Annotated in this window: 8 protein-coding genes; 2 read left to right on the plus strand and 6 right to left on the minus strand. The window is 71.3% G+C overall.

Translation table 11 applies throughout. From position 1 onward, the window contains the following. Positions 1-155 precede the first annotated feature (155 nt). The gene (locus tag AMS65_RS07770) at positions 156-1,724 is read right to left on the minus strand and encodes an S-layer homology domain-containing protein (protein WP_053383576.1); all 1,569 of its coding nucleotides are present in this window, start codon (positions 1,722-1,724) and stop codon (positions 156-158) included. A gap of 212 nt (positions 1,725-1,936) precedes the next feature. On the opposite strand from AMS65_RS07770, the gene AMS65_RS07775 reads away from it, so the two are divergent. Next, positions 1,937-3,340 carry an aspartate aminotransferase family protein gene (locus tag AMS65_RS07775; protein ID WP_053383577.1) on the plus strand — a complete coding sequence of 468 codons (1,404 nt, stop codon included), beginning with the start codon at positions 1,937-1,939 and terminating at the stop codon, positions 3,338-3,340. Between the two features lie 116 nt (positions 3,341-3,456). On the opposite strand, the gene hflX is transcribed toward AMS65_RS07775, so the two are convergent. The 4 genes from hflX to AMS65_RS07795 all read right to left on the minus strand — a co-directional run bounded on the left by hflX (position 3,457) and on the right by AMS65_RS07795 (position 10,033). Then, positions 3,457-5,091, minus strand: a complete 1,635-nt coding sequence (hflX, locus tag AMS65_RS07780; RefSeq protein WP_157502141.1) for a GTPase HflX — start codon at positions 5,089-5,091, stop codon at positions 3,457-3,459. Between the two features lie 169 nt (positions 5,092-5,260). Beyond that, on the minus strand, positions 5,261-7,684 hold the full coding sequence (locus AMS65_RS07785) for a transglutaminase-like domain-containing protein (RefSeq protein WP_053383578.1): 2,424 nt from the start codon (positions 7,682-7,684) through the stop codon (positions 5,261-5,263). Then, positions 7,677-9,062 carry a DUF58 domain-containing protein gene (locus AMS65_RS07790; RefSeq protein WP_053383579.1) on the minus strand — a complete coding sequence of 462 codons (1,386 nt, stop codon included), beginning with the start codon at positions 9,060-9,062 and terminating at the stop codon, positions 7,677-7,679. The genes AMS65_RS07785 and AMS65_RS07790 overlap by 8 nt, the downstream gene beginning before the upstream one ends. Next, positions 9,059-10,033: an AAA family ATPase gene (locus AMS65_RS07795; protein ID WP_053383678.1), complete on the minus strand. Its 975-nt coding sequence runs from the start codon at positions 10,031-10,033 to the stop codon at positions 9,059-9,061. Before AMS65_RS07795 ends, AMS65_RS07790 begins: the two co-directional genes overlap by 4 nt. A 149-nt stretch (positions 10,034-10,182) precedes the next feature. On the opposite strand from AMS65_RS07795, the gene AMS65_RS07800 reads away from it, so the two are divergent. Beyond that, positions 10,183-10,794, plus strand: coding sequence for a class I SAM-dependent methyltransferase (locus AMS65_RS07800; protein WP_053383580.1), 612 nt, complete (start codon positions 10,183-10,185; stop codon positions 10,792-10,794). Positions 10,795-10,826: 32 nt separating this feature from the next. Here AMS65_RS07800 and AMS65_RS07805 read toward each other — a convergent pair whose 3' ends face one another. Beyond that, positions 10,827-11,519 carry a TetR/AcrR family transcriptional regulator gene (locus AMS65_RS07805; protein ID WP_053383581.1) on the minus strand — a complete coding sequence of 231 codons (693 nt, stop codon included), beginning with the start codon at positions 11,517-11,519 and terminating at the stop codon, positions 10,827-10,829. Position 11,520 lies beyond the last annotated feature (1 nt).

Consider the following 11,520-nt stretch of genomic DNA (forward strand, 5'->3'; position numbering starts at 1 on the left):
GAGCCCCGGACATCCGGCCCGCATGTTGCGCCGTATGAATGACGAAGTATTACGCCCGATACGCCGCGATCCGCGCGGCGCGGCCCCGGTTCGGGCCCCGCCGCGCGGATCGATGGATCACCGGCCGCCGGCCGGCCGCTGCATCGCCGCAGCCGCTACTTCGTCTCCGCACGGTGCAGGAACGCGGCGGTCGCCTCACGCGTCGTGGTCGCCTTCGGCTGGAACGCCACCTTGCCGCCCGTCTGCTTCACGCCGGTCGTGATGCCGTTCGCGGCCATCCACTTGACCTCCTTCGCGAACTTGTGGTTGTTCGGCACGTCGGTGAAGGAGCGCGATCCGCTCGTCTTCGGCAGCTGATCCTTGTACTGCCGGTACATGAAGGCTGCCATCGCCTCGCGGGTGATGCGGTCGCCCGGCGCGAACTTCAGCTTGCCGCCGGGCTGCTTGATGCCGGTCGTCACCTTGTTCTCATAGGCCCACATGATCTGCGTGTAGAACTTGTGGCCGGGCTTCACGTCGGTGAAGGGGCTCTTCGCCGGGGCCTTGTAGTTCTTCGGCGACTCGATGCGGTACAGGAACGCCACCATCGCCTCGCGCGACACCTCGCCCTTCGGCAGGAACTTCAGCGTGCCGTTCGGCTGGTTGACTCCGGTCGTGATGCCCTTCTGCGCCAACCAGTTGATGTCGGTGTAGAACTTGTGGCTCTTCGGCACGTCGGTGAACTCGCGCAGATCGAAGTTGCCGAGCCTGATCCGCTTCATGAGCTCGACCGTGATGGTCTTCGCGGCGGAGGCCTTCTGCGTGCCGAAGGGCGTGCCGTCGTAGTAGATCTTGAGGCCGTTGGGCAGATCGGCGCGCAGCGTGTAATTGCCCGGCTTCGCGTTGAAGTCGTGGTTGCGCAGCGGGTACGACGAGCTGCTGTCGCCCGAATACACGGAGTTCGTGATGTTCTTCGCGCTGCCCGCCGCGTCGACGAGCATGAGCTTGTAGTTGCCGGCGTTGGTGTAGGGCGAGACCATCCCGACGGAGATGCTGCCGATGTTCGCGTCGAGGATCTGCGCCGTCGCGTTGCCGCCCGAGAGGTCGATGGCGGCGTTGTCGCCGCCCGGTGCATTGGTCCAGGCTTTGAGCCCGAGGGCGAACGGGGCGCTGTAGTACCCGTTCGCGTCCCTCAGATCGACCCAGATGTAGTACTTGGTCGCTTTGAGGTTCGAGATGGCCCAGTCGAGGGTGCCCGAGCCGTTGGGGTTGTAGGTGAACCCTGCGACTCCATGCTGGTAGAGCTTCCCCTCCTTCCCCGGTTCGTTGGCATACACGCTGAACGCCTTCTTCTGCGCCAGAGAAGCACCGGCGGGGAACGTCACCTTGCCGCTGATCGTGCGGGCAACCGCGGCCGCAGCGCTCGGAGCGGGCGCCTGCTGCGTCAGCACCTCGCCCTCGGACGGCGCCTCGCCCGGCACTCGGGCGCTCAGATCCTCGTCGAGACCCGGCGCCTCAGCCGATCCGCTCTCCTCCGCAGCAGGCTCCTGCTCCGCGGGATCGGGCTCGGTGACATCCTGCGCGACCGTCTCCTCGACCGCCGGGGCACCGGGAACCGCGTCCTCCTCGGCCCAGGCGGAAGCACCGGGCAGCACCCCGAGTGCCGTCAACGCCAGCGCGGCGATCACCCCCATCGCCAGTGCGCGTCCGCGCGAGAACAGCTCGGTCTTCGGCAACGTGCTCATGCGTTTCCCTTTCGATACCTGGTCATCCCCCCGGATCTCCTGTGAGAAACGGCTCCACAGCACGCTACCCGAAGGATGCATCCACCCCAAGCCGAACCCCGGCGGAATGACGTGCGAGCTCTCCGAATCCCCTTGTTCTGGGGGCCGCCAGCGGGGTACCTTGAGCGAGGCGGCGCCGCACGGCGTCCGCCGCTGCGAAGGAGGAGAATTCCATGACCGACCGCACCCCGTCCAACGCCCCGGGAACCCGACGCGTACTCCCCGCCGAGTCGAAGCCCGTAGACCCCGGCCGCGTGCAGCAGCTGCTCGCGTCGGAGTGGGAGCGCTTCGTCTCCTGGTCGCAGGCCTCGGGCGAGCACAACAAGCGCGCCGCCGAGTCGCTTCCGCTCGGCGTGACCAGCTCCTTCCAGTACTGGGATCCCTACCCCATCACCGTCGAGACGGCTCGCGGCGCCTGGCTGACCGACGTGGGCGGCAACAAGCTGCTCGATCTCTCCATGGGCTTCGGCGCGGGACTCGTCGGGCACCTGAACCCGCTGGTGGTCGAGGAGGTCACGAACGCGCTCAACCACACCGGCACCCTGTTCGTGACGCCCTCGCCGCAGGCCACCGATATGGCCGAGCGATTCAAGAAGCGCTTCGATCTCGACATGCTGCGCTTCACCAACTCGGGCACCGAGTCGCTCATGTACGCGATCCGCACCGCGCGCGCCTACACCCGGCGCCGGGCGATCGCGAAGATCGAGGGCGGATACCACGGCGGCTACGACGCGCTGCAGGTGTCGGTGAAGCCGGCTCTCGCGGACATCGGCCCGGCCGACAATCCGACCCCCGACGCTCCCTTCGACGCCATCACCGGCGACGTCCACGTGGTGGCCTACAACGACCTCGGCCAGCTCGAGCGAGCATTCCGCGAGCACGGCGATGAGATCGCCGCGTTCGTGGTGGAACCCGTGATCGAGAACCTCGCCATCGTGCTGCCGGACGAGGGGTACCTCGAGGGCGTGCGCGCGCTGTGCGATCAGTACGGCGTCGTGCTCATCTTCGACGAGGTCAAGACCGGCCTCACGGCCGGCCACGGCGGAGCCGCGCAGCGCCTCGGGGTCAAGCCCGACCTCATCACGCTCGCGAAGTCGATCGGCGGCGGCCTGCCGCTCGCCGCGTTCGGCGGCAAGCAGGAGATCATGGACGTCGTCGTGGACGGCCGCATGGACCACTTCGGCACCTACAACGGCAACGCCCTCGTGATGGCCGCAGCGAGCGCCGTCGACAAGCTCATCACCCCCGAGGCGAGCCAGCGGCTCGAGGATCTGAACAACCGTACTCTCGACACCATGGACTCGATCATCGCCGAGTACGAGCTGCCCGCGCACACGGTCGGTCTCGGAGCAAAGGGCTGCGTCACCTGGTCCACCACACCGGTGCGCAACTACCGCGACTATAAGGCCACCGACTTCGGCGTCGCCGAACTCTCGTGGCTGTGGGGCGTGAACCGCGGTGTGCTCACCCCTCCCGGCCTGGACGAGCAGTGGCTGGTGTCGCTCGCGCACACCGAGGACGACATGAGGATCCTCATCGAGGACTTCCGCTCGCTGGCGCAGGAGCTGCGGGCGTAGGCGAACCCCGCTGGTTGAGCGGAGCGCGCAGCGCGGAGTCGAAACCGAGGGCCCGGGATCCTCGGTTTCGACTCGCTCCGCTCGCTCAACCAGCGGAGCGGACGGCGAAGGCCGCCCTACTCCACGTAGGGCTCGAGCTTGGCCAGCATCTCCGCCGTCACGTAGGCGCGCACACGCGTACCGTGCTCGACGTACTCGGTCGACAGCACCCGGTTGCGCTCGTGCATCTCGGCCACCAGCTCGCCGCGGTCGTAGGGCACCACGACGGTGACCTCGCGATCCGGAACCGGCAGCGCCGCGTCGATCCGCCGCCGCAGCTCCTCGATCCCCTCGCCCGTGCGCGCCGAGACGAACACGGCGTCGGGTGCGAGCCCGTGCAGCACCATGCGCTGCGACTCGTCGAGCAGATCGGCCTTGTTGAACGCCACCAGCTCCGGGATGCCCTGGGCATCGACCTCGGCGATCACGTCGCGCACCGTGCGCAGCTGGGCCTCGGGGTCGGGGTGGGATCCGTCGACCACGTGCAGGATCACGTCGGCCTCGCCCACCTCCTCGAAGGTCGAGCGGAACGCCTCGACCAGCTGGTGCGGCAGGTTGCGCACGAAGCCGACGGTGTCGGCGTAGGTGAAGCGGCGCCCGTCCGCGGTCTCCGCGTGGCGCACGGCCGTGTCGAGCGTGGCGAAGAGCTGGTTCTGCACGAGCTCCTGCGTGCCCGTGAGGCGGTTCAGCAGGCTCGACTTGCCGGCGTTTGTGTAGCCGGCGATGGCGACCGAGGGCACCTCGCCGCGCTTGCGGTTGGCGCGCTTGGCATCGCGCGCCGGTGCGAAGCCCGCGATCTGCTTGCGCAGCTTCGCCATGCGGGTGTGGATCTTGCGCCGGTCCAGCTCCATCTTGGTCTCGCCGGGGCCGCGCGATCCCATGCCGGCTCCAGCGGAGCCCACCTGACCGCCCGCCTGGCGCGACATCGACTCGCCCCAGCCGCGCAGCCGCGGCAGCAGGTACTCGAGCTGCGCGAGCTCGACCTGGGCCTTGCCCTCGCGGCTCTTCGCGTGCTGGCTGAAGATGTCGAGGATCACGGCGGTGCGATCGATCACCTTGACCTTCACCACGTCCTCCAGGGCGCGGCGCTGCGAGGGAGCCAGCTCGGTGTCGGCGATGACCGTGTCCGCGCCGACCGCCGCGACGAGTTCGGTGAGCTCCTGGGCCTTGCCCTTTCCGAGATAGGTCGCAGGATCGGGGGTGGCACGGCGCTGCAGCAGGCCGTCGAGCACGCGGGCGCCCGCGGTCTCGGCGAGCGCGGCGAGCTCGCGCAGGGAGTTCTCGGCGTCTTCGACGCTGTTGCGGTTCGAGCCCGTGTAGACCCCGATGAGTACCACGTTCTCGAGACGCAGCTGACGGTACTCGACCTCGGTGACGTCCTCGAGTTCGGTGGAGAGCCCGACGACGCGCTTGAGCGAGGCGCGATCCTCGCGCTCCATGCGGATCAGTTCAAGATCCTCTGCGAGCTGATCGTGGGCCTCGTCGCCGAGCGCCTGGGCGCCCCGGCCGAGCAGGTCGGCGCCGCGATCGCGGATCACCGTGGCGGATCCCGATCTCGCGGTGCGCGAGAGCACTCGGTCGAGCGGGTCGTCGCTCGCCTCGGGCGTGCCGGGTTCGGCGGTCGTCTCGGGCGCGATCGAGTCGAGCGCGTCGTCGCGCGACTCGTCGGTATCGAACGTGCGGGCTGAATCGTCTGTGAAGCGTTTCGTCATCTGGCCTCCAGTGTACGCGGATCAGGGCCGGGCGTGTCGGCCGTTCGCCCTGGGCGCAGACCCCCGGTCCGGCACCGCGCCGCAAGGCGGAGGCCGACGGCAGAGCTCGGGATCCGCACGCGTTTCCCGCGCTCCCGCGCCACCCCGGCACCGCCCCTGCGCGGCTCCCTCACCTCCCGATCACGGATCGTGGGAGCACCGCCGCGCGGAACCGCGCCCGCCATCCGGCCCGGGATCGGAGGGAGCCGATTGCCAGATCCGCTGCCGCGACGAGGGATCCGGGATCCCGCGGCGATGCGCCGCCCGCCGCGCCCGAGTAGAGCTCCTCCACGACGGCGCGGGCCAGGGTGCGAGCGGCGGCGGCCCCATCGCTCAGCAGACCCCGCCCGGCGAGGTGCTCGGCGACGGCCTCGGGCGTGCGCGCCCGCGCCGCGCCCTCGGCCGGGAGGTACAGCCCCAGATCGACCGCGGTGTCCACGAGTTCGGCCCAGGCCTGCGCTGCGGGGTCCTCGTCGCGCCCGATGCGGCGCCTCCTGCGCAGCCTGCGCCCCAGACGCACGCCGGGAGCGATGCACAGCAGGCCCAGGATCAGGCCGAGCGCCGCGAGCGGGATCCCGAGGCCGAGCGGCCCGGGGGCGCCCGAGTCGCCCGATTCGCCTGCGGCGACACCGTCGCCCGCGAGTTCCTCCGGCTCCTCAGCCGATTCCGGCTGATCGTCGGTCTGCACCGACGGGTCCCGCGTGTCGACGAGTGCCGACAGGTCGGGGGTGGGCGCATCTTCCGCCCGGTAGGGCTGCCCCGTCTCGGCCCGGTACCCCGCACCGCCCGGGGTCGGTTCGAAGGCGATCCATCCGAGCCCGTCGATGTGGACCTCGGGCCAGGCGTGGAGTTCGCGGGCCCGCACCGACGTCCACCCCGCGTTGCTCGCGGGCCGCGAGGCGTATCCCACCGCCACCCGGCTCGGCAGGCCGAGCGAGCGGGCCATGACCGCGTAGGTGGAGGCGAAGTGCACGCAGTACCCGGATCGCTGTTCGAGGAAGGCCTCCATCACGGCGTAGGGATCATCCGGATCGGCGCCGGGCTCGTATGGCGCACGCTCGTCGTACACGAACTCCCCCGATCGGAACCAGGCCTCGAGCAGGCTGGCGGTGCCCAGTCCCTGGCGCGCATCGCTGCTCATCCCCCGCGGCTCCTCGGACGTCCATACGACGGTGCCGTCGGTCACGTGGACCTCCACGTATGATCCGGAGGATATCTCTGACGCGGTCGGTCCCTGGCCCGGATCCCACAGCGCGGTCGCCCCGAGGTCCAACGGCGCTGTGACCTCTCGTGCGGCCTCCGCGATCGCCGCCGGAGCGCCCTCCGGCAGCGCGAGATAGCGCTCCGGATCGAACGACTCCTCCTGCTCCGGGGAGAGCTGCTCGGGCTGCCAGAACTCGCCGAAGGCCCGCGTCTCCGTGATGGCGCGGTACTCGTCGCCCGGTCGTGTCAGCGCGGTGTCGGAGCGTGCGGTCGCCGTGCCGTCGACCCAGATCCACCGTGACGGGTCGAAGGATCCGCCCACCGCCTCGACCCGCTCGACCCCCTGCGGCAGCGGGAGCCAGGCGCTCAGGAGCCCCTTGGTGCGCACGGTGATGGAGGGAGCGGCTCCGGTAGGCTCTGCACCCGCGCTCTCCGTGTCCGGCCCCGCGCCTCTGGGCGTCTCGACCGTGTCGTCGGCCGCGCCGAGTTCGTCCTCCGGCAGCCAGGTCCCCCGCTCGAAATCGGAGAGCACCGCCAGCGTGAATCTGACGGGTTGGTCCGATTCCGTCGATCGGTAGTCGAAGGCGACGGTCTCGCTGCGCTCCTGCAGATCCCGCGCCAGCGCGATGGTGACGTCCGGCACGCTCGACGAGACCGGCGATACGGTGACCGCGGCGGAGTTCCAGATGCGATCCTGGCTCGGCGGCAGGGCGGCGATCAATCCGGCGGCGAGCGCGAGCGCCATCCCGGCCGCCGCGATCCCCCGCCATCGGCCCGCCGCCCGCGGGGCACCCGCCCAGAGCAGCAGGAGCAGCAGTGCGCCGGACCACAGCAGCTGCGGAGCCGGTACCCGCAGCGAGGTGACGGTCACCGGAGCGAGCATGAGAAGCGCGGGTACGATGCCCGATGCGAAGAACATGCCGAAGCGCGTGAGCAGCAGCGAAGACAGCGCCAGGCCGACGAACCACACCGAGAGCACGACATCGAGCAGCGGGCCCGTCAGCTCGACCGGCGGCACCCCCTCGGAGACCGCGAGCCACGTCTCCTGGATCAGCCGCAGCGGCTCGCGGAGCCAGGCCGCGAGGCGTCCCTCCTGCGCCAACCACCAGACGAGCAGTCCGGCGCCCGCCACCACTCCGAGCGCCCACGCCGCTGTGCGGTACGCGGGCAGCGTCGTCCGCACGGCGCCGGCCACGAGCACCACCGCGCCGGCGGAGCCCAGGGCGCGCCACGTCCAGGCGTCGCCGACGAAGAGCTCGCGCAGCGCGACCAGGCACACGACCCACAGCGCGCACAGCAGCGCGGCACCGAGGAGCGGGCGCCATGATCGCCGGGCACGAGTGTCAGCCATGACGCCTCTCCTCCGCGGGAACCGCCGCCGCGCGTGCCACCGCCGTGCCCTCGGGCCGAGGCGAGCGCACGAGCCGCCACCCCGAGGGGAGGATCCCGCCGGGCGCCCCTGCTCCCTCGGCCGGCGAGACCGCGATGACGATCCCGGCCGAGGATCGAGATGCGAGCGCCGCCGCTGCAGGGGTGAGCGCGCCGGTGACGATCACGGTGGGGCGGAACGCGGATGAGGCGGCCTCCGGGAGCGGCTCACGAACGAGTCCTCCGCCGTCGACGTCTCTGCTCCGGTCGGTCTTTCCGTTCCTCCCGACCCTTCCGCGTCGGGAGGACGCGGAATCGCTCACCAGCTGCACCCGCGCGAGCGTGCGGAGCGCCTCCGCCGCGGAGGAGGCCGAGCGCTCGACCTCCGGCGCGCCGCCTCCGCCGCGCACCGTGCACAGCGTGACGGAGGTACGACCTCCTCCTCCGCCATGAGCCCCGCTGCGCGTCCCGCGGGCACCGCCGAGTCCCGTGCGCAGCGTCACGAGCGTCGCGGCGAGCGAGACCGCGTGCTCGAAGTCCGCCCGCTCGCGGTCCTCCGCGGATCCTCGATACGCGCCGGCCTCCACCATCAGCGCGATCGCGAGGTGCTCCCCCGCCCCGTGCTCGGGAACGTTGACCAGCAGACGGTCCTGTCTGGCGCTCTGCTTCCAGTGGACGCGCCGCGGAGGGTCCCCCGCGCGGTACTCGCGCAGCCCGCCACCGGCCTCCTCGGCGCTGCTCCCACCGCGGCCGGATCCGGACGCCGCGTCCGAGGCGCGCCCGCCGCCGGGGCCGCGCGCCCCGCCCCGCCCCGTGAGCTCGGACGGCAGGCGCTCGGCGGGCAGCAGAGTCGGCAGCACGAGCACCTCCACGCGGGCGGCGAGCGGGACCCTGATGCTCGCGACGCCCAGAGGATCCGTGATGATGAGCGCGGCGGCCGCGAGCGGGAGCGGGCCGCGCCGTTCGGCACCCCAGTGCACGGCTTGCCGCGCCTCACCGCGACGCGGCAGGAGGAGCGGCAGGCTCCTGCGGCTGCTCGGCCCCTCCCACACGAGCGCGGCGCTCTGCGAGAACGGCAGCGCGTGCCGCACGGAGGCGGTCGTCGTCACGATCTCTCCCATTGCGGGCGTGAGCACGTCGCTCGAGATCTCGGCTCGGGCCCGAACGCGCGCACGCGTCAGCAGCACCAGGACCAGAGCCACCAGGAGCACCGCGGCGGCGAGCGCCGCGAGGGCCAGCAGATCCCGCAGCCGCACCGCGGCCCAGAGCGCGCAGACCGAGACGACGAGTCCGAGCAGTGCCAGGCCGCGGCGGGTGAGGGTCAGCGGAATCGCGCGCAGCGACCGCAGCGGCCCGGTCATCGCAAGCCGGGGACCGGCGTGCGAGCGACCACACCGCGGACGATCTGCTCCGCGGTCGCGAGCGCGTCGGCCGCGGAGGCGTGCATGTCGCCGGTGACGATGCGGTGCGAGAGCACGATCCCGGCCATCGCCGCCACGTCATCGGGAGAGGCGTAGGCCCTGCCGGACATCGCCGCCCGGGCCCGGGCCATGTGCGCCAGGTGCAGCGAGGCCCGCGGGCTCGCCCCGTGCGCGATTCCCGGATGCTCGCGCGTCGCCGAGACGATCGACACCAGGTAGTGGGCCACCTCCGGCGCGAGGTGCACGTGGGATACCGCGCGCCTGGCCGCGACGACCTGGCCGAGCGGCACCACGGCGTCGACCTCCGCGAGCACTCCCTCGGCGGAGCGCGGCCCGAGCAGGGAGACCTCCGCCTCCAGCGACGGGTACCCCAGCGAGATGCGCGTCATGAAGCGGTCCCGCTGCGCCTCCGGCAACGGGAACGTGCCCTCCATGTCCTGCGGGTTCTGGGTGGCGACCACCATGAACGGGTTCGGCAGCGGGTACGTGGTGCCGTCGACCGTCACCCGCGCCTCGCCCATCGCCTCGAGCAGGGCGGACTGCGTCTTGGGCGTGGAGCGGTTCACCTCGTCGGCGACGACGACGTTCGCGAAGATGGGCCCGTCGTGGAACCGGAACTCCTTCGTCGCCTGGTCGAACACCGAGACGCCGGTGACATCGGTCGGCAGCAGGTCGGACGTGAACTGGATGCGCGCAGCGTGCGCGCCGAAGCTGCGGGCGAGCGCCGACGCCAGGGTGGTCTTACCCACACCGGGCACGTCCTCGATGAGCAGATGCCCGCCCGCGAGCAGCGTGGCCACCGAGGCGTCGACCTCGGCCGCTTTGCCGACCACTGCCTTGCCGACCTCGTCGGCGATCCCGCGCGCGATCGCCGCGACGGCCGCCGCCTCCCGTGCTGTCGTCTGCGTCATCAGCTCCGTCATCAGTCCTGTCGTCTGCGCCGTCGCCGCCGCCGTTGCCCGGTCCGCCCCGGTGCTCGCCGGACGCGAGATGGGACCGTGCTGTCTATGCTCGCAGCCCAGACTGAGAAAGTCACACGGCCGCCTGGAATACTTGAGGGGTGACGCAGCACTACTTCTCAGAGACGCCCGCGGGCGAGTACCGGGCCCGCGAGATCGAGGTCGACCTCGCCGGCGCTCCCCGCACCGTGACCACCGCCGGCGGCGTGTTCAGCCCCGAGCACCTCGACCGCGGCACCGCCGTGCTGCTGCGCGCGCTCGATGACGCGGGCGAGGGATCCGGCCCGATCCTCGATATCGGCTGCGGGTGGGGGCCGATCGCGCTCGACGCGGCACTGCGCGCGCCCGAGCGGGCGGTGTGGGCGATCGATGTCAACGAGCGGTCGCGGGAGCTTACGCTCCAGAACGCGGCGCGTCTCGGCCTCGCGAACGTGCGCGTCGCCGCCCCCGACGAGGTGCCGCAGGAGCTGCGCTTCGCCGAGATCCGTTCGAACCCCCCGATCCGGGTGGGCAAGGACGCGCTGCACGGGATCCTGCGGCAGTGGCTCCCCCGGCTCGCGGAGGGCGGCGCGGCGCACCTCGTGGTGGCGAAGCACCTCGGGGCCGATTCGCTGCAGCGCTGGATCGGCGCGGAGTTCCCCGAGCTGGACGTGGATCGCGCGGCCCGCGACAAGGGCTTCCACGTGATCCGCGCCATCCGCTCCGCGGCCTGACCGCGCCGCGGGTCCGTCCGGAGCGCCGCGTCTCACCCGGCGGGTCGGAGGAGAGCGCGGCCGAGCAGGAGCGCGCGGCGCCTGAGATCCTCGACATCCGCGGGTACGAGCCCCGCGCCCATGTCGTACTCGTACCCGTCGAAGAACGCGAGGTAGACGGCGATCGTGTCGTCGAGGTCTCCGACTGGCGACAGCTCGCCGTTCTCGATGCCCGCTTCGACGGCGTGCCTCACATACGCTTCCCACAGGCGGTAGACCCGCTCGAGATGCGGTCGCAGCTCGGGGTGTCCGGCCGCCGCCGACCCGAACGCGATCCACATGAAGCTGTGCTCCTGCAGGTCCGACACCGAGCACAGCCGGTCGACGAGCGCCTCGATGCGCTCCCAGGCGCCGAGCGGTCCCGCCTCGGATTGGGAGAAGCCGGCGAGCAATTCCTCGCTCAGATGCCGGATGGCTTGGGCGAGCAGTTCATCGCGCGTCTCGAAGTAGTGCTGGATCAGTCCGACGGAGACGCCCGCCCGCTTGCTGACATCGCGGAGCCGCACCCCGTCGTAGCCCTGCAGAGCGATGCACTCGGAAGCGGCGGCCAGGATCGTACGCCGCCGCTCCTCCGCGACAGGATCCAGCCCGCGCGTCTCACCGGATGCGGGAACCTCCGTGAGCGCCGTTGTCGCCATGCCCCACTCCTCGACCTCGATGGCGGCCTCACCGCCGAACAGCTCCACC

This window comes from Leucobacter celer subsp. astrifaciens (genome assembly GCF_001273835.1).
Classification (GTDB): domain Bacteria; phylum Actinomycetota; class Actinomycetes; order Actinomycetales; family Microbacteriaceae; genus Leucobacter; species Leucobacter celer.

Bases quoted from the DNA above. Each gene is read 5' to 3' on its own strand.
- AMS65_RS07770 (WP_053383576.1), bottom strand. From the start codon at position 1,724: ATGAGCACGTTGCCGAAGACCGAGCTGTTCTCGCGCGGACGCGCACTG.
- AMS65_RS07775 (WP_053383577.1), top strand. From the start codon at position 1,937: ATGACCGACCGCACCCCGTCCAACGCCCCGGGAACCCGACGCGTACTC.
- hflX (WP_157502141.1), bottom strand. From the start codon at position 5,091: ATGACGAAACGCTTCACAGACGATTCAGCCCGCACGTTCGATACCGAC.
- AMS65_RS07785 (WP_053383578.1), bottom strand. From the start codon at position 7,684: ATGGCTGACACTCGTGCCCGGCGATCATGGCGCCCGCTCCTCGGTGCC.
- AMS65_RS07790 (WP_053383579.1), bottom strand. From the start codon at position 9,062: ATGACCGGGCCGCTGCGGTCGCTGCGCGCGATTCCGCTGACCCTCACC.
- AMS65_RS07795 (WP_053383678.1), bottom strand. From the start codon at position 10,033: ATGACGCAGACGACAGCACGGGAGGCGGCGGCCGTCGCGGCGATCGCG.